Genomic DNA, 23,498 nt, shown 5'->3' with positions numbered 1-23,498 from the left:
ACCAACACCAACACCAACACCAACACCAACAAGTGTAGCGGATCGCTTTGTTGGAAGTTGGTTAGCGGGCAAAGGAGGTTGTATTAACGGTTCTGCTCTAAAAATGAACATCATTAAGGTTTCTGATAACAGCGTTCGATTTGCTAGTGAAACAATACGTTATGAGAATGAATCGAACTGTACAGGTAACATTGTTGCAAGTTACCGCCAAGCTGAAGATTTTAGTCTGGTTTCAAATATTGGAGCACCTCAGACAATACAAACCTCAAGCTATAACAAAGTAGATTGGCAGCTTGTTGTAGCTGGAGAATTGGAGCAAAAACAATCTGCTATTTTAGGTTTTAAAAATGCAAATCAATTCTGCCTAGTTCCTACGAATGAACCAAATGCGATACATAATTATTTGCAGCAAGCAAACTTTGATCTCATGAATACTTGCTTTACAAAAACAACCCCACCAGCAAGCATGCAAAAGCCGACACAAGTATTGGCAACAGCAAGTTATAGACTAGCGGACAATAAAGAATCTTGGGCCGATCTATTAACTCAACTTAACGATCAAGGACGCCAAGGCTATGCCCTTCTCACGCCATCAGTCAGTTTAGATAATCCTGATAGTAGCTTTGCCCTATATAAAAATTTATATGTCAAAAACAATAAAACCACTGACACATACACCTATAAAACAGTTGATGTTAAAACCAATTCAGTGGCAAACCGTTATTTACTATGGGTAAATGAGCTAAATAAACAAGGTAGCTTAGGCTATATATATAAACTCTCATTTGGAGAAGTAACTTCGAATACAGATAAATATTTATTTGTTAAAAATGATAAGAAACCAGCAACATATTCTTATTCTAATCGCTTCTTAACCAACACTTCTCGCACGAGTATTTTGAATGCCTTCAATGAACTTGGTGCGCAAGGTTGTAAGCTAATTTACGCAAATACCTCGTTCACCAATAACGGCACAACGAATGGAACCTTCTATGTACCTACCTGTGTAAATAGCAGTACACATAACGGAACCTATGCATATCGTTATTTTGAAGTTCCACAACATATCCCGTTTAACAAGGATGATGCAATTAAACTTGAAAAACTTCTTAAAGAGCAGGCAGCCGAAGGTTATAGACTGGTTGATGCGAACAATAATCTAGGCTTCTTTAATATTGATGGTTATCTATTTGAGCGTGATAGTGAAAATACAGGACCTATTGAATATAAAGTATTTATTGAAGATGCTGCATCCGAAACAGATGAACCATATCTCGTTGAAAATCGAATTCAAGACCAAGGTAAATTAGGTTGGTTCTTTGCAGTTCGACTTGGATCGGTCTATACCAACTCACCAACAAATTATGATTTAGCAAGTGGTGTAATTTTCCCTAAATAGGATATCTAAAACAAATAAGGCCACAAATGTGGCCTTATTCTTACTTAAAATTAGATAACTTATCCTAAGTTTTTAAAGCCCTGCTGACGCCATGCCTCATAAACAATCACGGCGGTTGCATTAGATAAATTTAAACTTCTTGAGTTTTCGGCCATTGGCAAACGGATCCACTGTTCTTGTGGAAACATTAAGCGGACATGCTCAGGCAAACCACGTGTTTCTGGCCCCATCAGTAAAGCTACAGGCCGATTCAAATCGACTGTATGTGGAGTCGCTGAGCCTTTAGTGGTGAGTGGAAAAACATGCTCAACACCTTTAGCTTTTAAGTCTGCAAGGCATAGTTCAATGTTGTCCCAAATCTGCATACGCGCCCATTCATGATAATCAAGGCCTGCTCGCTTGAGCTTTTTATCATCTAACTCAAAACCTAGTGGCTTGACTAAATGTAGCTGTGCGCCCGTATTAGCACATAAACGAATGATATTGCCTGTATTGGCAGGAATTTCAGGCTCGTATAGGACAACATGAATCACAAATTTTCTCGACTTTAATAACCAGCAATAAATTCAGATAAATTTATTGCCATTTTAACTGTTCACGTAAATTCACCACTTCACCAATAATAGTTAAAGTTGGCGCTACGATATGATGTTCAGACACTTTAGTTGCAATATCAGCTAATGTTCCAACAATAACTTTCTGTTCTGGTGTGGTTCCTTTAGATATTAAGGCTACAGGCATATCAGCACGTTGACCATGAGCAATAAGTTGCTCACAAATGCGTTCCAAACCAACTAACCCCATATAGAGGACTAAAGTTTGATTTTCATAAACTAGTTCATTCCAAGGGAGTTCAGGAGAACCTTCCTTTAAATGCCCAGTCAAGAAACGTACACTTTGTGCATAGTCACGATGAGTTAATGGAATTCCTGCATAAGCTGAACAACCTGATGCTGCGGTTATCCCCGGCACAACTTGGAAAGTGACGTTCGCCTCAACTAGCTCTTGAATCTCTTCACCACCACGCCCAAAGATAAATGGATCACCACCTTTTAGACGACAAACACGCTTTCCTTTTTGAGCATATTCAACCAGTAAAGCATTGATACCATCTTGGGGAACAGAGTGATTTGAACGCGCTTTACCTACATAAATTTTGGTCGCATCGCGGCGGCAAAGTTCTAAGATCGGTGCAGACACCAAACGATCATAAATCACAACATCTGCTTGCTGCATAAGACGCAATGCTTTTAATGTCAGCAATTCTGGATCACCTGGTCCAGCCCCCACCAAATAAACCTCACCTTTAGGTGCAGTCCATTCTGTTAAGGCTTGCTGAATCAAATCATTTGCAACTTCTAAATTGTCATTAAAAACTTGTTCTTTTAATGGGCTAGCATATAAGTTTTCCCAAAAGATTCGACGCTCATCTGGGTTACTAATCTTTTCTTTTACTTGCTTACGCCATTGACCAGAAAACTCAGCAAGTTTCCCCATGCCATGTGGAACAATCGTTTCTATTTGAGTACGAAGTTGTCTAGATAAAACGGGTGATGCACCATTTGAGGCAACAGAAATGATCAATGGAGAACGATCAATAATTGCTGGAACCATAAAGCGACAGTGTGGAATATCATCGACACTATTTACCAGTAAATTACGCGCTTCACATTGCTCAAAAACAGCTTTGTTCACTTGCGCATCATTAGTCGCAGCAATGACTAATCTGTAAGGTGTATTTAAAAAAATTTCAGCAAAGGTCTCAGCAAAATACTGCCCTCCACTCGCCTGAACCAACTCTAAAAGCTGATCTTCAATTGCTGGAGCAATAATATCAATTACGGCTCCAGCTTTGACTAAAAGATTTGCTTTGCGCAAAGCAATATGCCCACCACCCACAATCAGACAACGTTGCTGTTGCAACTTTAAAGAGATTGGAAAAATATCCACCTTAAACCTCTACATTAATCATCTGATTTGGGTTAAGCAAAAACCATGCACAATTTAGATGCAAAGCTTAGTCAATAAAGGTTAAACCACCCATATATGGGCGTAATACTTCTGGAATCTCGATAGAACCATCTTCACGCTGGTAATTTTCCATTACAGCAAGCAAAGTACGTCCAACTGCAAGACCTGAACCATTTAGTGTATGCACTAATTCAGTCTTCTTTTGATCCATTCTGTAGCGTGCTTTCATGCGGCGTGCCTGAAAATCACCCATATTAGAGCAACTTGAGATTTCACGATAAGTATTTTGGCTTGGAACCCAAACTTCTAAGTCGTAAGTTTTAGTCGCACCGAAGCCCATATCCCCACCACAGAGCAAAATTTTGCGGTATGGCAAACCAAGTGCCTGCAAAATACCCTCAGCATGCGCAGTAAGGTCTTCAAGTGCCTGCATAGAAGTTTCAGGTTTAACGATTTGCACCATCTCAACTTTATCAAACTGATGCTGACGAATTAAACCACGGGTGTCGCGACCATAAGAACCAGCTTCACTACGGAAACACGGTGTATGCGCTGCATATTTTAATGGCAAGCGTTCGGTATCAATAATCTCATCACGAACGAAGTTAGTAACAGGAACTTCTGCTGTAGGGATGAGGTAATATTCTTTTTCACCTTGAAGTTTGAACAAATCTTCTTCAAATTTTGGTAACTGACCAGTACCACGAAGTGAATCCGCATTTACCAAATAAGGCACATAAGCTTCAGTATAGCCATTCTTTAAAGTATGGGTATCAAGCATGAACTGCGTTAAAGCACGTTGTAGGCGCGCTAAAGAACCTTTCAACACACTAAAACGTGAACCAGTCAATTTAGTCGCAGTTTCGAACTCTAAACCGCCCATCCACTCACCTAAGTCAGTATGATCTTTGATTTCAAAATCAAACTGACGAGGCGTACCCCATTTTGAAATTTCAACGTTATCATCTTCATCTTTACCAGCAGGAACAGACTCATCTGGTAAGTTAGGGATGCTAAGCGCTTTTTGTTCAATCTCGTTTTGGAGCTCTGACAAAGCAACTTCAGCAGCTTTGATTTCATCACCAATCGCTTGCATACGCGCCATGATTTCAGAAGCATCACCACCGGATTTTTTAATCTGACCCACTTGTTTTGCACCGGCATTACGCTCTGCCTGCAATTTTTCAGTTTTTGATTGCAAGTCTTTACGGCGAGTTTCTAAAGAAGCCCATTCCTGAACATCTAATTGAACACCACGTTTTGCCAAAGCTGCATTAACAGCTTCAATATTATTTCTGAGTAACTTAGGGTCGATCATAATCAATCATAATATGGGTAAAAAACTGGCTATAGTGTAAGGCCTTCACACTAAAAAATATAGTGATCATCTTCATAACGAATAGCTTTCACACAATTGTTAGAATAGATCACCTATTTTAGAACTTATAGTTTGGCACACTCGGTAAATACTCAGGTTTAATGAATTTACTCGCTTCAAAATACGGCAGTGTTAATTCAGACATTCCTTCGGCATAAGAAGCCAATTCATAAATTGGATAGACAAAAACAATCCCATTTGCGCCGTAGTAGAAATTATCACTTAATTGCAGTTTTTCACGACTGATATTGTGCTCTTGAAGCCAATTTGTATTTGCATCAAAAAGTGCATCAACTAATTGTTTTTCAACATCAGGCTGAATGAGCTCAGCAACAGTAATATGTTTTTTATTTAATAAATCAAAAGTCACGAACTCTTGATGTGACATGCCATGTGCTGCGCCAACAGAATACGAATAAGTCTGTAATGCAAAAGTTGCAAGATTATAATTTTGCCCTAAATAGCGAACATAAATTGCACTTTGACTCGAACGCGGCTCACCTTCAGGTACCTCTACAGGTTTATCAGCCAAGTTTGCAAAAGCATTCGGATCTGCTTTCTTTATTCGATTAGTGAAGTAATCATTAATCCACTTTTGATTGGTTTGTACTGTTTGAAAGTCATACTCAGTACAACCATCTTCTAAACAAACTTTTGATTTTGGCAATTTTACTGGGATTACTTTTGCCTGAATTACAGGAACACCAGCCTCTTTAGTTTCTTTAACTTTTGCAGTCGAAGCAGCCTGCTCTTCTTTGGCTGTCGACTTTGGTTGGCAACCACTCACAATTGCCATTGCAGCCATTAATGGAAGAATACAAATAATTTTTTTATCGTAAAGTCGCATAATAATCCCCATGAATTTACCTCTATCACTATACAAAGCGTCCGATCGAGGTGGGGTTAAAAAATGTATCTATCTCTCTTATATAAAAAAAGCTACCGTGAAAGGTAGCTTTTTTTGAAGAGGCTTTAATTATTGATCAATAATATCTGTGCCTTTTGGTGGCGTAAAGTTAAAGACAGATGCTGGAATTGAAGCATTTACTTTCACGTTCTTAAAGCGCACATAAGTAGTCTGACCTAATGAGTCTTGTAACACCATAAGCGTAGGCGCTTTATTTGCTCCAAAACTAATTGTTAAGCTTTGGAAAGCGCCATCTTCTTTTTTAGGGAATAATGTGAAATAAAGTTTTGATTTATCGGGTTGCGTTACACGGTAAGATTTCATGATTTGATTAGTATTACCAGAGAGTAATAACGCTGGTGTATCTGCAACCTGATCATCTAAGCTTTGGCGAACCGCTTGTTGTAAATCTGGATCATAGATCCAAACTGTTTTCCCACTTGTTACAATCGTTTGTTTAGCAGGACTTACTGTTTCCCAATAAAATTTCCCTGGACGTTCAACTTTCATTGAGCCTTTGAATGTCTGGTTCATATGCTGTGCACTTAAACTCTTTTTCTGTGCCACAGTTTTTGTATTGGCTTTAGTTGTTTGTTCAAAATCGGCAGTCAAACGCTGTAAACCTGATAACTGATTAACCAGGTTCCCAATTGCCTGTTGCTCCGGTGCTGCTACAGGCGCAGCAAACACTGTAGTACTCATTACAGGAGCAAGCACTGACGCGCTGAGTGTAATAGCACACATAGTTTTACGAAGCATATTCATGTCATCACCTTTTTAGTTGCTGTAAGACAACTTGCCATCTTCCAAAGTTATGAAACTTAGCAAGCTCTTAATTCAAGACTCATATTAACCGACAAACTCTGTGCTAATCATTGAGAAAATAAGATATTTTGTTATGTTATTCATGTTGTTTGTAGAATTTCATTCATCATGATGAAGATACACCAGATTAAATTCCATAAAAAAAGCCCACAAAATGTGGGCTTTTTTTGAAGCTAAAACTTATACAGTTTCAACTTTTACGTAGCGACGGCCAAATTGACCTTTCACTTCGAATTTTACTACGCCGTCAGCAGTAGCAAATAAAGTATGGTCACGGCCCATACCAACATTTGCACCAGCGTGGAACTCAGTACCACGTTGACGAACGATGATGTTACCAGCAGTTACAGCTTGACCGCCGTAAACTTTAACACCTAACATTTTTGGGTTTGAATCACGACCGTTCTTCGTCGATCCACCGGCTTTTTTAGTTGCCATGTCTCTTACTCCTCGTGATTAGCCTGAAATACCAGTAATTTTCAACTCAGTGAACCATTGACGGTGACCTTGTTGTTTACGGTAGTGTTTACGACGACGCATTTTGATAATGCGGATTTTGTCGTGACGACCATGGCCAACCACTTCTGCAGTTACTTTAGCGCCAGCTACAACTGGAGCACCGATTTGAATGCTGTCACCGTTTACAACCATTAATACATCATCAAATGTAATAGTCGCGCCAGATTCAGCTTTCAATAATTCAACTTTAAGGGTTTCACCCTCAACTACACGGTGCTGTTTACCACCGCTTTGGATTACTGCGTACATAATGTACTCCAATTAGCCCGTGTCGTCGTGCCGATAAGGGATATATCGATCTTAAAACGCTCGCCACTGGGGTTATATAAGGCGACAGATTTTAAGTGAAATTTGATCAAACGACAAGTATTTTCTATTTATCAGTGGCTCCTATTCCCCTCTTTTTACAAAATCAACAGACAGCTTCGATTGGAATTTAGCAGTTTTCATTGATTCTGAATGAAAATTAAAATACAGTTCCAGACACAAATTGCGACAAGAACAAGTTGTATTAATGCTGATGTCATTAAATTTATTGTTTTGCCGGAAATATCATGTTTTGCTTAAATAAAGAACAAAGAACGCATAAAGACAATAGAAATGATTAATATCAGCCACTTGTTTACCTGTGCAACACACCTTTAATTGTTACACTAACGCCACTTATCTACCAATACGGGGTTTTTCTTCATATGGTCATCGATTTCAAGCAAGACATTCTTGCGCCTGTTGCCTCAGACTTTGCTGCGATGGATCACTTGATTAATGAAGGAATTAGCTCAAAAGTCGGTTTAGTCATGTCTGTCAGCAAACATGTGGTTGAAGCTGGCGGAAAGCGTATGCGCCCGATTATGTGTTTACTGGCGGCTCGCGCTTGTGGTTTAGACAACATGCAAAATGCTCAACGTCTGGCTGCAATCATTGAAATGTTGCATACCGCGACATTAGTCCATGATGATGTGGTAGATGAATCTGGGCTTCGTCGTGGTCGACCTACAGCAAATGCGACATGGAATAATCAAACAGCCGTTTTAGTCGGTGACTTCCTTATTGCTCGCGCTTTTGACCTATTGGTTGATTTAAACAACATGACTTTATTGAAAGACTTTTCAACAGGTACATGTGAAATTGCTGAAGGTGAAGTATTACAACTTCAATCACAGCATCAACCCGATACAACCGAAGAAACATATTTAAAAATTATTCACGGTAAAACATCTCGCCTGTTTGAGTTGGCTACAGAAGGTGCCGCTATTCTGGCTGGGCAAGAGGCGTATCGTGAACCATTAAGATTGTTTGCTGGTCATTTTGGTAATGCATTCCAAATTATTGATGATATTTTAGACTACACTTCAGATGCTGAAACATTAGGTAAAAATATTGGTGATGATTTAATGGAAGGTAAGCCAACTTTACCGTTAATTTCTGCATTAGCACACTCAACAGGTGAAGAGCATGTGATTATTCGTCGCAGCATTGCAACTGGTGGAGTGGACCAATTATCTCAGGTCATAGAAATTGTACAGAAGTCTGGTGCTTTAGATTATTGTCACCAACGTGCCCAAGAAGAAACAGAAGCAGCACTGCAAGCTTTATCAAACCTACCTGATACACCGTATCGTCAGGCTTTGATTAACTTAACTCAGCTTGCGTTACATCGAATACAATAGATATTATTTTGCCTATGCATATAAATTTTTCAGATCTTTTTTTAAAAATACAGAAACAGCTTGAGGATTCTCAAGCTGTCATTGACGAAAATCTACTTATTGAGTTAGTCAATGCTATTCGTCCATCCGATCCTCAAAATACGGATGAGACAAAGCAAAAAATACAGGCTTTCATTGAAAGCCTATTACGCACACCTACAGCACCCTTCCTGCTACAAACTTTTTTATTACGTCTAATTAATCGCTATAAACAAGTCAGCTTATATGCTGATAGCGGAATTTTGTCTTTAGATGGTTTCTGGAACCAGCTAGGACAAAGACTCGGAGCACATTTTTTACCGTTAATCGAAGATGCAAGCCAACTCAAAATATTAATTGGTAGAATTTTCTATTTAGAAAGTGACAAAATTTGGCTCAATAATATTGATGAGGAAGATTGGGCAAATCTATTTGGTCTTATTGGACAAAGCCAAAGTAATGTAGATGAAAAGCTTGTCATTCAAAGTGAAATGATTAAAGCGATTACCGTTTTATCTTATCGAATTAGTGGAATTGGTCTTTACCCCGAATTTATTAATGCTCAACCGGAATTAACTGAATATGAATCACCATTTTTAGTTCAAAACCGTGAAATTGTTGAGTTTATCGAGAAGTACAAAAAACAAGAACTTTTTGAACATGAAATTGCGGTGACTTCCCCTCCGGATGCATCACAAGCATTTGTTATGTTGGAACAGTGTCGGGATGTGGTTTTAAAAATTCGCCGTGCTACCAAAAGAATTGGGGTCAGCTTAAGTTTGACTTACTTATTGTCATTACTTGAGCAGTGCCTCGATCGAATTGAATTACTGCTTTATTTGGTTGTAGATAACACTAAAGGAAAATATGTCTCTTTAGGACATCTGATTTCCGATTTAACCAAGGCGCACTATAGTGAAAAAAGTGTTCGCTCTTTATTAAGTACAACAAGTGAACTTATTGCTTTTCAAGTAACTGAAAATGCCAGCCGAACAGGTGAACATTATGTAAGTACTGATACCAAAGGCTTTTGGGGCATGTATAAAGCTGCTGCTGGAGCGGGTGTCATTATTGCCTGTATGGCATCTTTAAAAATTCTTGCAGCAAGAATGACAATGGCTCCGCTAATGCAGGCCTTTACTTTCAGTATGAATTATTCTCTAGGATTCATTCTGATTCATGTACTGCATTTCACAGTTGCAACCAAACAACCTGCAATGACAGCTGCGGCCCTCGCAGCCACTGTGCAACAGCGTAAAGGCTCTAAAACAGCTCAAATTGCAGAGTTAGCAGCCCTGATTATTAATATTATTCGAACACAATTCATTGCTATTTTAGGCAATATTTCAATTGCGATTCCTACTGCTGCACTCATTACATTTGCTTGGCAGTTCTATCTTGATGAGCCCTTGTTAACTCATACTAAAGCAACGTATTTGTTGCACAGCTTAAACCCCTTCACTTCATTAGCAGTTCCACATGCAGCGATTGCCGGAGTGTGTTTGTTTTTGTCGGGTCTCATTGCTGGATACTTCGATAACCTAGCTGTTTACCGAAAAGTCGGTCCACGCCTAAGAGCACATCGTCGCTTAGCAAACTGGTTTGGGCAAGATCGCCTTAACCGTTTTGCTGAGTATATTGAACGTAACTTAGGAGCATTAGCAGGTAACTTCTTATTCGGGATTATGTTAGGAAGTATGGGTACCATAGGGTTTATTTTAGGTTTACCTTTAGATATCCGTCATATTGCCTTTGCTTCGGCTAACTTTATTCAAGGTTTAATGACCATTAACGGCAGTCCAGACATCGGACTGATTATCGTGTCCTTTCTAGGTGTGTTATGTATTGGTCTCACTAACTTATTCGTTAGTTTCACCTTAACGATTATTGTGGCTCTACGTGCACGTCGTGTTCGCTTCGAACAATGGAAACCTTTAGCCAAACTCGTTATGACCCATTTTCTGACTCGCCCAAGCGATTTTTTCTGGCCCCCAAAACAGCCGCTAGAACTTGAAGAAAATACGACTACAAATAATGGAAAAAAGATAGAACATTAAAAATTTTGCTTTGTACACAAAATGTGAATTCCGTCAATTTTGTTGTGATTGTTTTTCCAAATGTTAAAAATTTTTCAAAATGAATTTACGATGATCTATCAGGCTTGAAAAAAAGTGTACTGGCAAGTACACTTTTAACGGCTTTCAGTAGTGGACACTGCTTGAATAAGCAAAGGTATTTATATGCCCTATTTGTTGCTTTTTATTGGTTGTATTTTTTTAGGATTAGGTGTTCTTGGTTTGTTTGTACCAAGACTTCAGTCTTTGGATCTTCTCAGCGTTCAAATATTGAGTGAATATCGTTCAGATTATCTTAACTCTATTACGATCTTCCTAGCACGGATAGGTGGTATGCCTTTTGTACTTTTTTTATCCTTTCTGGTGTGTATATATCAGGCATGGTATAAAAAATATATTACTGTTATTTTCATTAGCGTGGGAGTTCTTGGCAGTATCACCATGGGTTGGCTGCTCAAGTGGTGTGTTGATCGCCCAAGACCCCCACAGGTATATCATATTGTCGAAAGTTACGGTGCATCGTTCCCAAGTGCACACAGTGTTTATGCATCAACACTGGCTTGTCTGGCAATGATAATGTTATGCCATAAGCCCAACATTAACTCTCCTTATATCATTTTGATTTCTTGCCTTTGGTTTATCTGCATGGGGCTTTCAAGAATATATGCTGGAGTTCATTTTCCAACAGATGTACTCGCCGGTTGGGGCATAGGTTTTATTTGGATTGCACTGCTTTGGCTCTGGTTATTACAAACACAAAGTAGGTTAAGTAAAAAACAAATATATTTTTAGATTTTATCTAACGAGGTGGAACAATGATGTCGGCTAAGCTTTGGGCTCCTGCCCTTACTGCTTGCGCATTAGCAACAAGTATCGCACTTGTTGGTTGTGGCAAAGGCTCCGATGAGAAACAGCAAGCTGCTGCTGCTCAGAAAATGCCGCCTGCTGAGGTAGGTGTTATTGTTGCTCAACCACAAAGTGTTGAACAAAGCGTTGAGCTTTCTGGCCGTACTTCAGCATATCAAATTTCTGAAGTTCGTCCTCAAACAAGTGGTGTAATTTTAAAACGCTTGTTTGCTGAAGGAAGTTATGTGCGTGAAGGTCAGGCTCTTTATGAACTGGACTCTCGAACAAACCGTGCAACGCTTGAAAATGCAAAAGCATCTCTTTTACAACAACAGGCAAATCTAGCTTCACTACGTACCAAGCTAAACCGTTATAAGCAACTTGTTTCGAGTAATGCTGTATCTAAACAAGAATATGACGACTTACTTGGTCAGGTTAATGTTGCTGAAGCACAAGTTTCTGCTGCGAAAGCTCAAGTAACGAATGCAAATGTAGATCTTGGTTATTCTACAATTCGCTCACCAATTTCTGGTCAGTCTGGACGTTCTTCTGTAACAGCTGGTGCTTTAGTTACGGCAAACCAAACTGATCCTTTAGTGACGATTCAACAGTTAGATCCAATCTATGTTGATATTAACCAGTCTAGTGCCGAGTTATTACGTTTACGCCAACAACTCAGCAAAGGCAGTTTAAACAACAGTAACAACACGAAAGTGAAGTTGAAGCTTGAAGATGGTTCGACTTATCCAATCGAAGGACAACTTGCTTTCTCTGATGCTTCTGTAAATCAGGATACAGGAACGATTACTTTACGTGCCGTATTCTCGAACCCGAACCATCTGTTACTTCCGGGTATGTATACAACTGCGCAGATTGTTCAAGGTGTAGTTCCAAATGCTTATCTGATTCCTCAAGCCGCAATTACGCGTTTACCGACAGGTCAAGCTGTAGCAATGCTTGTTAATGCTAAAGGCGCTGTTGAGAGTCGTCCTGTTGAAACCTCTGGTGTTCAAGGACAAAACTGGATTGTGACTAATGGTCTCAAAGCTGGTGAAAAAGTGATTGTTGATGGTGTTGCCAAAGTTAAAGAAGGGCAAGAAGTGTCAGCAAAACCTTACCAAGCTCAACCAGCGAATCCTCAAGGTGCAGCTCCAAATGCTACAAAACCGGCTCAATCAGGTAAACCTCAAGCAGAACAAAAAGCATCTAATGCATAAGGGGTAGATTGAATGGCACAATTTTTTATTCATCGCCCCATTTTCGCGTGGGTGATTGCATTAGTCATTATGTTGGCGGGTATTCTCACGCTAACTAAAATGCCTATTGCACAGTATCCGACGATTGCACCACCGACAGTTACAATTGCTGCAACTTATCCTGGTGCATCGGCTGAGACTGTTGAAAATACTGTAACCCAGATCATTGAACAACAAATGAATGGTCTAGATGGTTTACGTTATATTTCATCTAACAGTGCAGGTAACGGTCAAGCTTCTATTCAATTAAACTTTGAACAAGGTATTGATCCGGATATTGCACAGGTTCAGGTTCAAAACAAACTGCAATCTGCAACTGCGCTTTTACCTGAAGACGTTCAACGCCAAGGTGTGACGGTTACTAAATCTGGTGCAAGCTTCTTGCAAGTTATTGCATTCTATTCACCAGACAATACCCTGTCAGACTCAGACATTAAAGATTACGTAAACTCGTCAATTAAAGAACCACTTAGCCGTGTTGCTGGTGTTGGTGAGGTACAAGTCTTTGGTGGTTCATACGCAATGCGTATCTGGCTCGACCCTGCAAAACTTACCAACTATCAGTTAACACCAAGTGATATTGCGACTGCTTTACAAGCGCAAAACTCACAAGTTGCTGTAGGTCAGTTAGGTGGTGCACCAGCGGTTCAAGGTCAAGTGCTTAACGCAACAGTAAATGCGCAAAGCTTGTTACAAACACCTGAACAATTTAAAAATATTTTCTTAAAGAACACAGCATCAGGTGCTGAAGTTCGTTTAAAAGATGTTGCTCGTGTAGAGTTAGGTTCTGATAACTACCAATTCGATTCGAAGTTTAATGGTAAACCTGCTGGTGGTCTTGCAATTAAAATTGCAACTGGTGCTAACGCACTTGACACCGCTGACGCTGTTGAACACCGTTTAGCTGAATTGCGTAAGAACTATCCAACAGGCCTTGCAGATAAACTGGCTTATGACACGACTCCATTTATCCGTCTTTCAATTGAAAGTGTTGTACACACATTAATTGAAGCGGTAATTTTAGTGTTCATTGTTATGTTCTTGTTCTTGCAGAACTGGCGTGCAACGATTATTCCAACACTTGCTGTACCTGTTGTTGTATTAGGTACATTTGCTGTTATTAATATCTTTGGTTTCTCAATTAACACCTTAACCATGTTCGCTATGGTATTGGCAATTGGTCTTCTGGTCGATGACGCCATTGTTGTAGTAGAAAACGTTGAGCGTGTGATGAGTGAAGAGCATACCGATCCGGTCACGGCGACTTCACGATCAATGCAACAGATTTCTGGTGCGTTAATTGGTATCACAAGCGTATTGACAGCGGTATTCGTACCAATGGCATTCTTTGGTGGTACAACAGGTGTAATTTACCGTCAATTCTCGATTACCCTTGTAACAGCAATGGTTCTATCGTTAATTGTAGCGTTAACTTTCACCCCTGCACTTTGTGCAACCATTTTAAAACAGCATGATCCTAACAAAGAACCAAGCAATAATATTTTTGCTCGTTTCTTCAGAGGATTTAACAACGGTTTTGACCGCATGTCGCATAGCTACCAAAATGGTGTTAGCCGCATGCTTAAAGGCAAAATCTTCTCTGGCGTACTTTACGCTGTAGTGATTGGCCTACTCGTGTTCTTGTTCCAAAAACTCCCATCTTCATTCTTACCAGAAGAAGATCAGGGTGTGGTCATGACACTTGTTCAGTTACCACCAAACGCAACGCTTGACCGTACAGGTAAAGTGATTGACACCATGACAAACTTCTTCATGAATGAAAAAGATACTGTGGAATCTATTTTCACCGTTTCGGGCTTCTCATTCACGGGTGTTGGTCAAAATGCTGGTATTGGGTTCGTTAAATTGAAAGACTGGAGTGAACGTACTTCACCAGAGTCTCAAATCGGTGCGTTAATTCAGCGTGGTATGGCATTAAATATGATCGTCAAAGACGCATCTTACATTATGCCATTACAGCTTCCTGCAATGCCTGAACTTGGTGTAACAGCTGGATTTAACTTGCAACTTAAAGATTCAAGTGGTCAAGGCCATGAGAAACTTATTGCAGCACGTAATACGATCTTAGGTTTGGCTTCACAAGATAAACGTCTTGTAGGGGTACGTCCTAATGGTCAAGAAGATACACCTCAGTATCAAATTGATGTAGATCAGGCTCAAGCTGGTGCTATGGGCGTTAGCATTGCTGACATTAACAACACTATGCGTATTGCATGGGGTGGCTCATACATTAACGACTTCGTTGACCGTGGTCGTGTGAAAAAAGTTTATGTTCAAGGTGATTCGGATAGCCGTATGATGCCTGAAGACTTAAACAAGTGGTATGTACGTAATAGCAAAGGCGAAATGGTACCGTTCTCTGCATTTGCTACAGGCAAATGGACATATGGTTCTCCTCGTCTTGAACGTTATAACGGCGTATCATCGGTTAACATTCAAGGTACACCTGCACCTGGCGTGAGCTCTGGTGACTCTATGAAAGCCATGGAAGAAATTATTGCTAAGTTACCATCTATGGGCTTACAAGGTTTCGACTATGAATGGACAGGTTTATCACTTGAAGAACGTGAGTCTGGTGCTCAAGCTCCATTCTTATATGCACTTTCATTGTTAATCGTTTTCCTTTGCTTAGCTGCATTATATGAAAGCTGGTCTATTCCGTTCTCGGTTTTACTTGTAGTACCACTTGGTATTATTGGTGCAATCGTATTGACTTACTTGGGTATGATTATTAAAGGAGATCCAAATCTCTCAAATAACATTTACTTCCAAGTAGCAATGATCGCGGTCATTGGTCTTTCTGCAAAAAATGCGATCTTGATTGTTGAGTTCGCAAAAGAGTTGCAGGAAAAAGGTGAAGACCTACTTGAGGCAACTTTACATGCTTCAAAAATGCGTTTACGTCCAATTATCATGACTACCCTTGCCTTCGGTTTCGGTGTACTTCCACTTGCCCTTTCAACAGGTGCTGGTGCAGGAAGTCAGCACTCAGTCGGTTTCGGTGTACTCGGTGGCGTACTCAGTGCAACGTTCTTAGGTATCTTCTTTATCCCTGTATTCTATGTATGGATTCGTAGTATCTTTAAGTACAAACCAAAAACCATAAACACTCAGGAGCATAAATCGTGATGCAAAAAGTATGGTCTATTTCAGGTCGTAGCATTGCGGTATCTGCACTTGCGCTTGCTTTGTCAGCTTGTCAAAGCATGCGCGGCCCAGAACCAGTCGTGAAAACCGATATTCCAGAAAGCTATGCATATAACAGCGCTTCTGGTACGTCTATTGCTGAACAGGGTTACAAACAGTTCTTTGCTGACTCTCGTTTGCTCGGAGTGATTGATTTGGCGCTTGCCAACAACCGCGACTTACGTACAGCAACGCTCAATATTGAACGTGCCCAACAGCAATATCGAATTACGCAAAACAACCAGCTTCCAACAATCGGAGCAAGTGGTAGTGCAATTCGTCAGGTTTCTCAAAGCCGTGATCCGAATAACCCCTACTCTACTTACCAAGTAGGTTTGGGTGTAACTGCCTATGAACTCGATTTTTGGGGCCGTGTACGTAGCTTAAAAGATGCTGCACTAGATAGTTATCTTTCAACACAAAGTGCACGTGATTCGACTCAAATCAGTCTGATCAGCCAAGTTGCTCAAGCATGGTTAAACTATTCTTTCGCAACAGCGAATTTAAGACTTGCAGAGCAAACGCTTAAAGCACAACAAGACTCTTACAATCTCAACAAAAAACGTTTTGATGTGGGCATCGACAGTGAAGTTCCACTACGTCAGGCACAGATTTCTGTAGAAACTGCGCGTAATGATGTAGCGAACTACAAAACACAGATTGCTCAAGCACAAAACTTGTTGAACTTGTTAGTGGGCCAATCAGTTCCACAAAACTTGTTGCCAAACCAACCTGTAAAACGTATTACTCAACAAAATGTATATACAGCTGGTTTACCGAGTGACTTGCTTAACAACCGTCCAGATGTAAAAGCTGCTGAATATAACTTAAGCGCTGCTGGTGCGAATATTGGTGCTGCAAAAGCACGTTTATTCCCAACCATTAGCTTAACGGGTTCTGCAGGTTATGCATCAACTGACTTAAGTGATCTATTTAAGTCTGGTGGTTTTGTTTGGTCAATTGGTCCAAGCTTAGACTTACCAATCTTTGACTGGGGTACACGTAAAGCCAATGTGAAAATTTCTGAAACCGATCAGAAAATTGCATTGTCTGATTATGAAAAATCAGTTCAGTCTGCGTTCCGCGAAGTTAATGATGCGCTTGCAACTCGTGCCAATATTGGTGAGCGTTTAACAGCTCAACAACGTCTAGTAGAAGCGACTAATCGCAACTACACACTGTCAAATGCCCGCTTCCGTGCTGGTATTGACAGTTACTTGACAGTTCTTGATGCACAGCGTTCATCTTATTCAGCAGAACAAGGTTTATTGTTGCTTCAACAAGCTAACTTAAACAACCAAATCGAGTTATACAAAACTCTAGGTGGTGGTTTAAAAGCAAATACTTCAGATACAGTGGTTAATCAACCATCAAGTGCTGAACTTAAAAAGCAATAAGTTTTAAATAACTTAATTTATAAAAGCTCACTTCGGTGGGCTTTTTTATTGCATCTGATGTGAATATTTTTTATCTTGAAACTTTAAGAATTTAGATTGATAAAAAACAATGTTACTGAGTAATTTAGAAAGTGTTCCGGGCCACCAGATTGTAAAGCAACTTGATGTTGTTTATGGAAGTACAGTCCGTAGTAAGCATGTTGGCCGTGATTTGATGGCAAGTTTAAAAAATATTGTAGGTGGTGAACTTACAGGTTATACCGAATTATTAGAAGAATCCCGCCAAGAAGCGATGGATCGCATGATTGCCAAAGCTCAGCAACTTGGTGCGAATGCAATTGTTGGTATTCGTTTTTCAACTTCAAATATTGCCCAAGGTGCTTCTGAATTATTCGTATATGGCACGGCTGTGGTTGTTCAACCTCAAGCACCCCATATACCAGATCCATTTAGTGCATAGGTAGAAAATGGACAATCTTATTTTTCAGCTTGTTATTTTTCTGATTCTTTTCAGTATTGGTTGGGGTTTTGGCCGCCATATTGAACAAAAACATTTGAAAGAACTTCTAGAAAAAGAACAGCAATTCGCCCATATCAGAATTGATACCAATCGTTTTGCAACGAGTGATCAACTAGGTCATTTGATTAGTAGTAATGTCGTGATTTCTCATGACTACTTTAAATACGTATTGGCATCCATTAAGAATGTTTTGGGCGGAAGACTTACCAGTTATGAAAGTGTAGTTGAGCGTGCTCGCCGTGAAGCCATTGTTCGCTTAAAACAACAAGCCCATACCGCAGGAGCTAACCATATTATGGGAGTTCGGCTGAGTACAACCGAACTTGGTATGCAGGGAGGAATGGTCGAAGTATTTGCATACGGTACAGCAGTAAAAGATTAGCACTGCCCCATAGCAGAAAAATGAATACGCGGATTGCCAATATTTTTAGTTAAGTGTTGGCAAATTCCGGTAATTTTCCAACTCTCTTGTTGTTTTGCCAAAGTAAAATAATAACGGCCAAACGAATGAAAATAATCATTTTCCGAAAAACGATAAATTTGATAATTACATTCTACCCATGCTCGGTCTTGTTCAATCTGAATAAGAGGATTACTTAAATTGTGCTGTAGGCGTAAATGCGATAAAGCTTGTTGCCGAGAACCTTTATATTCATGACAAGACACGACACATAAAGGCTCTCCCCTAAACTGGAAATAGTCCACCTCAAGTTGATCTGCCAATAACTCATCAAAAGCGTCCCAATTTTTCTGGTCAAAGACCAATTGAAAACGCGTAATGACGTCTAAAATACGGTGATAATCTTGATCCATGGTGAACCTTCTATGCGGGTTTTTCCATCAATTTAGCACGGCGAAATCACTTTTTTATTTTACTTTTGTTTTCCGAATCATTTTATAAAGAAGTTTTGGTGACATTCGAGAAACCATCACACCCAGTTTTTCTTTTGCTCCACCAACAACAATATATTCTTGACCCTGCATTAATGCTTTTACGGATTGCTCTGCAAATACATCTGCCTCTAAACCATTCTCGATAGCCTCATCTTGATGACCTTGAGGTTGCCCAGCACCATTTAGCGCATTGAACGAAACGTTAGTTTTTACGAAGCCTGGGAAAATAACTGAAACTTCAACACCTTGATCGGAGACTTCAGCACGTAAACTATTTGCCCACATGTGAATTGCCGCCTTAGCAGCAGAGTAGCTTGCACGGTACTGAGTCCCTAATAAACCCGCTACACTCGACACAAATACAACTCGACCAGACTTTTGTTTTAGCATGGTCGGCAGCACAGTTTTGGTTAATGCCACTTGAGAGAAATAGTCAACTTCCATAATGGCCCGTTCGGTTGCCATTGTCGTATCTTTAATTAAAGCACGTTGGCTTAAACCTGCATTATTGATGAGCCAGTCAATTCGCCCTTTCGCTTTTAAAATCTGCTTATAAGCTTCGTTTACTTGTTTTTCATCAGTAATATCAGCAACCACCGACAAATGACGGTCAGCGTTTAACAAGCCAACCCGAACTTCTTCTAATTCTTCAAAACGACGCGAGGTCAAAATCACTTCGGCCCCTTGCAAAGCCAACTCACCGGCTAAGGCCTTACCCAGACCAGAAGATGCTCCCGTAACCCATACCACTTTATTTTGCAAAGTATCAAGTTTGGCCATGCTTTATGTTCCTATTATCTTTTTAAATTATGCTGCTTGATGCATGAAGGCCAAAAAGTGGTTGATATAATGAGTTGCTGTGGTCTGATCGACCTGTGTACCTAACTTTTCCAAACGTTTATAGCCCAAATGCGTCGTCATGTTGATTACTCCGTTAAGAGTTTTATCGACAACTAAATTAAATTTTAAACGCTTTTTAGGCTCACGTACTAGGCTTGTTACGCCTAAATCTACAATTTGTATTAAGGTTTCAAAAGCTGCCGCGATACTTTGCATATTACCATCACGAATTTGCTGCGTAAGGTTTTGAGCTTGTTGTACGAGTTGCAGGGTAACTGGATAGGTAATATAAACTTGTTGCCCCTGTTCTTTCATCAGAGACGTCATGTAATCGACTAAAGGCAAAAGACGCTCATTTCCAAAAAATGAAACTGACCACGGCATGTATTTTCGAAAAGTCTCTAAAACTTGCTGAATCACTTTTTCAGACTCAGCTTGTTGTTTTGGAGACATGGTTGCACTTCCTGACTGTAAAAGCACAGAAAAAACCTGCTCAATAATTTCACAAGAAAGATCAGAGAGTACGTCGCCTAAAGGTTTTGCCTGACTTTGACTTACCCCATCATGCAGTTTCTGTCGAATGGTCTCAAATTGGGTATAAGTTGAATCGGAAATTTTCAGAAAAACTTCATAACTCATGAGCAACATCCTTTTTCAATTCGTTTGTAATTTTTGTGCCGTGTGTCTACACGATTTAATTGTGATCCATCTTTCATAAATCTACCGTTTTTTGAAAAAAATACAAAACCGTTTATCTGTTTTCAGCACATTAATTTCGAGGCATTTTTTTGCTACAATAGGTGCAATTTTTTATGCATATTCGATCTAAGCTACTATGACTGACGCTCAAACCGCTCAAAATATTGCGACCACATACGATCCAACCGAGATCGAAAAGAAGTGGTACCAAACGTGGGAAGAACAAGGTTACTTCAAACCTTCTGGTCACGGTGAATCATTCTGTATCATGATTCCACCACCAAACGTCACTGGTAGTTTGCACATGGGCCATGGCTTTAACAATGCCATTATGGATGCCCTCACCCGTTATAACCGTATGATGGGTAAAAACACTTTGTGGCAACCGGGTACTGACCATGCTGGTATTGCAACGCAAATGGTTGTTGAGCGTCAACTTGGCTTACAAGGTGTGACTCGTCATGACTTGGGTCGTGATAAGTTCATCGAAAAAGTTTGGGAATGGAAAGAACAATCTGGCGGCACAATTACGAAACAAATTCGTCGCTTAGGTTCATCTGTAGACTGGTCACGTGAACGCTTCACGATGGACGAAGGTTTATCAAACGCAGTTAAAGAAGTATTCGTTCGTTTGCACGAAGACGGTTTAATTTACCGCGGTAAGCGCCTAGTAAACTGGGACCCTAAACTTCAAACAGCACTTTCTGACCTTGAAGTTGAAAGCAAAGAAGAAAAAGGCTCACTTTGGCACTTTAAATATTTCTTTGAAGACAAATCAGTTAAAACCCAAGACGGCAAAGACTATTTAGTCGTTGCAACAACTCGTCCTGAAACTTTACTCGGTGATACTGCTGTTGCCGTTCATCCAGAAGATGAGCGTTATGCACACCTTGTTGGCAAAAACATTGTATTGCCAATTACTGGTCGTTTAATTCCAATCGTTGCTGACGACTACGTTGAGAAAGACTTCGGTACTGGCTGTGTAAAAATTACTCCTGCTCATGACTTCAATGACTATGATCTAGGTAAACGCAATAGCTTGCCAATCATTAATATCTTCAATAAAAACGCCGAAGTTTTAGGTGAGTTTGAATATATTGCAAAAGCTGGCGAACAAATTTCTAAAACTATTACTGCACCTGCGGAATATGCTGGTTTAGAGCGTTTTGAAGCACGTAAAAAATTAGTTGCTCAAGCTGAAGCTGAAGGCTGGTTAGATCAAATCCAACCGTATGATTTGAAAGCTCCACGTGGCGACCGTTCAGGCGTAATCATTGAGCCATTACTTACTGACCAATGGTACGTAAAAATTGCCCCGCTTGCTGAGCCTGCAATTGAAGCAGTTCAAGATGGTCGCATTAAGTTTGTTCCAGAACAGTACAGCAACATGTACATGGCGTGGATGCGTGACATTCAAGACTGGTGTATTTCACGTCAGCTTTGGTGGGGTCACCGTATTCCAGCTTGGTACGATGCGAATGGCAACATCTATGTTGGCCGTAACGAAGAAGAAATACGTGCGAAAAATAACATCGCTGCTGACGTTGAACTTAAACAAGATGAAGACGTTCTTGATACATGGTTCTCTTCTGCACTTTGGACATTCTCAACTTTAGGTTGGACTGGCGACGCACAAAAAGATGCAGCAAATGATTTCCTTAAAACCTTCCACCCAACAGATGTGTTGGTGACTGGTTTTGACATCATTTTCTTCTGGGTTGCCCGCATGATCATGATGACCCTGCACTTCATGAAAAATGAAGATGGTTCATCTCAAGTTCCATTTAAGACTGTTTACGTTCACGGCTTGGTGCGTGATGGTGAAGGTCAAAAAATGTCGAAGTCTAAAGGTAACGTACTTGACCCATTAGACTTGATTGACGGTATTGATTTAGAAAGCTTAGTTGCGAAACGTACAACTGGCCTAATGAACCCGAAAGATGCTGCGAAGATTGAAAAATCAACGCGTAAAGAGTTCCCAGAAGGCATTAATGCTTATGGTACTGACGCAGTTCGTTTCACATTCTGTGCGCTTGCAAACACTGGTCGTGACATTAAGTTCGACTTAAAACGTGTTGAAGGCTACCGTAATTTCTGTAACAAAATCTGGAACGCAACTCGTTTCGTTCTGATGAATGTTGAAGGTCAAACTGTTGGTCAAGAGGCTCGTCCTGATCTTTGGGAACTTCCAGAACAATGGATTATGAGCCGTCTGCAAAAAGCTGAAGCTGCTGTACATCAAGCGTTTGCAACGTATCGTTTAGACCTTGCTGCTCAAGCGATTTACGACTTTATCTGGAATGAATACTGTGACTGGTACGTTGAGTTAACTAAACCAGTTCTTAACGATGCAGAAGTTTCAGAAGAGCGTAAAGCTGAAGTACGCCGTGTATTGCTTGCAGTGATGGAAGCATCATTACGTTTGGCTCATCCGCTTATGCCGTATTTGACAGAAGAAATCTGGCAGACTCTTGCACCAATGCTTGGTAAAGGTGGTCCAACGATTATGACTGCTCAATACCCTATTCCTGAGCAAGCAAAAATCAACGAACAAGCTGAAGCAGATATGCAATGGCTTCAAGGTTTGATTGGTGCAGTACGTAACATTCGTGGTGAGTTGGGCTTAGGTAATGCGCGCTTGTTGCCAGTATTACTTCAAAATACGTCTGACGCTGAACGTGAACAAATTATTCGTATTGAAGCGTTGTTCAAAGCATTGGCTAAAGTTGAAAGCATTGAGTTCTTGAATAAAGACCAAGAACCACCTTTGTCTTGCTCTAGCGTTGTTAGCCATGCATCGGTATTTGTACCAATGAAAGGCTTAATTGACCCTAAAGCTGAGCTTGCTCGTTTGCAAAAAGACTTGGATAAAATCCAAAAGCAACACGACCAAATTGCGGGCAAACTTGCAAATGAAGGCTTTGTTTCTAAAGCACCAGCAGCAGTTGTTGAAGGTGAAAAAGCGAAGCTTGCTGAATTTGCTGCTCAGTTAGAGAAAGTTAAAGCGAATATGGAGCAAATTGCTGCGCTTTAAGCTTTTTAGTTAAATGAACCCAGAATCTGTGCAAGCAGGTTCT

General features: G+C 40.2%; 20 protein-coding genes. 10 read left to right on the top strand and 10 right to left on the bottom strand.

What is annotated here, in order from left to right; translation table 11 throughout:
* The coding region (locus I7H67_RS04205) for a PT dipeptide repeat lipoprotein (RefSeq protein ID WP_198307153.1) at positions 1–1,399 on the top strand (1,399 nt) is incomplete at its 5' end.
* 59 nt (positions 1,400–1,458) lie between these two features.
* On the opposite strand, the gene I7H67_RS04200 is transcribed toward I7H67_RS04205, so the two are convergent.
* The 7 genes from I7H67_RS04200 to rplU form a co-directional block, all read right to left on the bottom strand.
* A complete protein-coding gene (locus tag I7H67_RS04200) occupies positions 1,459–1,932 on the bottom strand; it encodes a tRNA (cytidine(34)-2'-O)-methyltransferase (RefSeq protein ID WP_002116042.1) in 474 nt (157 codons plus the stop codon).
* Positions 1,933–1,975: 43 nt separating this feature from the next.
* Positions 1,976–3,349 carry a siroheme synthase CysG gene (cysG, locus tag I7H67_RS04195; RefSeq protein ID WP_198307152.1) on the bottom strand — a complete coding sequence of 458 codons (1,374 nt, stop codon included), beginning with the start codon at positions 3,347–3,349 and terminating at the stop codon, positions 1,976–1,978.
* A 67-nt stretch (positions 3,350–3,416) separates the two neighbouring features.
* Positions 3,417–4,688, bottom strand: coding sequence for a serine--tRNA ligase (gene serS, locus I7H67_RS04190; RefSeq protein WP_013196969.1), 1,272 nt, complete (start codon positions 4,686–4,688; stop codon positions 3,417–3,419).
* 118 nt (positions 4,689–4,806) lie between these two features.
* Entirely contained in the window at positions 4,807–5,607 is an 801-nt protein-coding gene (locus I7H67_RS04185) for an RsiV family protein (protein WP_151768328.1), read from the bottom strand.
* 117 nt (positions 5,608–5,724) lie between these two features.
* Positions 5,725–6,420, bottom strand: coding sequence for an outer membrane lipoprotein chaperone LolA (gene lolA, locus I7H67_RS04180; protein ID WP_005310008.1), 696 nt, complete (start codon positions 6,418–6,420; stop codon positions 5,725–5,727).
* Between the two features lie 240 nt (positions 6,421–6,660).
* Entirely contained in the window at positions 6,661–6,918 is a 258-nt protein-coding gene (gene rpmA, locus I7H67_RS04175; protein WP_002116037.1) for a 50S ribosomal protein L27, read from the bottom strand.
* Positions 6,919–6,936: 18 nt separating this feature from the next.
* Positions 6,937–7,248 (bottom strand): 50S ribosomal protein L21, encoded by a 312-nt coding sequence (gene rplU, locus I7H67_RS04170; protein ID WP_004639133.1) that lies wholly within the window; start codon positions 7,246–7,248, stop codon positions 6,937–6,939.
* A 443-nt stretch (positions 7,249–7,691) separates the two neighbouring features.
* On the opposite strand from rplU, the gene sdsA reads away from it, so the two are divergent.
* The 8 genes from sdsA to I7H67_RS04130 all read left to right on the top strand — a co-directional run bounded on the left by sdsA (position 7,692) and on the right by I7H67_RS04130 (position 18,370).
* Positions 7,692–8,669 (top strand): All-trans-nonaprenyl-diphosphate synthase, encoded by a 978-nt coding sequence (gene sdsA / locus I7H67_RS04165; RefSeq protein WP_198307151.1) that lies wholly within the window; start codon positions 7,692–7,694, stop codon positions 8,667–8,669.
* A 14-nt stretch (positions 8,670–8,683) separates the two neighbouring features.
* On the top strand, positions 8,684–10,744 hold the full coding sequence (locus I7H67_RS04160; protein ID WP_198307150.1) for a site-specific recombinase: 2,061 nt from the start codon (positions 8,684–8,686) through the stop codon (positions 10,742–10,744).
* A gap of 183 nt (positions 10,745–10,927) precedes the next feature.
* Positions 10,928–11,554 carry a phosphatase PAP2 family protein gene (locus I7H67_RS04155; protein ID WP_004789375.1) on the top strand — a complete coding sequence of 209 codons (627 nt, stop codon included), beginning with the start codon at positions 10,928–10,930 and terminating at the stop codon, positions 11,552–11,554.
* Between the two features lie 23 nt (positions 11,555–11,577).
* A complete protein-coding gene (gene adeI, locus I7H67_RS04150) occupies positions 11,578–12,825 on the top strand; it encodes a multidrug efflux RND transporter periplasmic adaptor subunit AdeI (RefSeq protein WP_004789373.1) in 1,248 nt (415 codons plus the stop codon).
* 12 nt (positions 12,826–12,837) lie between these two features.
* On the top strand, positions 12,838–16,014 hold the full coding sequence (adeJ, locus tag I7H67_RS04145) for a multidrug efflux RND transporter permease subunit AdeJ (RefSeq protein WP_005309992.1): 3,177 nt from the start codon (positions 12,838–12,840) through the stop codon (positions 16,012–16,014).
* Positions 16,014–17,468, top strand: coding sequence for a multidrug efflux RND transporter outer membrane channel subunit AdeK (gene adeK, locus I7H67_RS04140; protein WP_049838025.1), 1,455 nt, complete (start codon positions 16,014–16,016; stop codon positions 17,466–17,468). Before adeJ ends, adeK begins: the two co-directional genes overlap by 1 nt.
* A 109-nt stretch (positions 17,469–17,577) precedes the next feature.
* Positions 17,578–17,928 (top strand): YbjQ family protein, encoded by a 351-nt coding sequence (locus I7H67_RS04135; RefSeq protein WP_198307149.1) that lies wholly within the window; start codon positions 17,578–17,580, stop codon positions 17,926–17,928.
* A 7-nt stretch (positions 17,929–17,935) separates the two neighbouring features.
* Complete coding sequence (locus tag I7H67_RS04130; RefSeq protein WP_151989033.1) at positions 17,936–18,370, top strand: YbjQ family protein; 435 nt, start codon at positions 17,936–17,938, stop codon at positions 18,368–18,370.
* Here the strand turns inward: I7H67_RS04130 and I7H67_RS04125 are convergent.
* From I7H67_RS04125 to I7H67_RS04115, 3 genes are read right to left on the bottom strand one after another with little or no spacing between them, the layout of a single operon-like run.
* The gene (locus I7H67_RS04125; RefSeq protein ID WP_198307148.1) at positions 18,367–18,801 is read right to left on the bottom strand and encodes a nuclear transport factor 2 family protein; all 435 of its coding nucleotides are present in this window, start codon (positions 18,799–18,801) and stop codon (positions 18,367–18,369) included. The genes I7H67_RS04130 and I7H67_RS04125 overlap by 4 nt on opposite strands.
* Before the next feature lie 54 nt (positions 18,802–18,855).
* On the bottom strand, positions 18,856–19,662 hold the full coding sequence (locus tag I7H67_RS04120) for an SDR family NAD(P)-dependent oxidoreductase (RefSeq protein ID WP_198307147.1): 807 nt from the start codon (positions 19,660–19,662) through the stop codon (positions 18,856–18,858).
* Positions 19,663–19,689: 27 nt separating this feature from the next.
* Positions 19,690–20,361 (bottom strand): hypothetical protein, encoded by a 672-nt coding sequence (locus tag I7H67_RS04115; protein WP_151768324.1) that lies wholly within the window; start codon positions 20,359–20,361, stop codon positions 19,690–19,692.
* 196 nt (positions 20,362–20,557) lie between these two features.
* Here I7H67_RS04115 and I7H67_RS04110 point away from each other — a divergent pair, with 196 nt between their 5' ends.
* Positions 20,558–23,455, top strand: a complete 2,898-nt coding sequence (locus I7H67_RS04110; protein ID WP_198307146.1) for a valine--tRNA ligase — start codon at positions 20,558–20,560, stop codon at positions 23,453–23,455.
* Positions 23,456–23,498: the final 43 nt, after the last annotated feature.

The organism is Acinetobacter sp. ACIN00229 (genome assembly GCF_016106645.1).
GTDB classification, from domain to species: Bacteria; Pseudomonadota; Gammaproteobacteria; order Pseudomonadales; family Moraxellaceae; genus Acinetobacter; species Acinetobacter oleivorans.
Note: the sequence above shows the minus strand (reverse complement) of the source record. Positions and strands in the feature narration are given on the sequence as shown.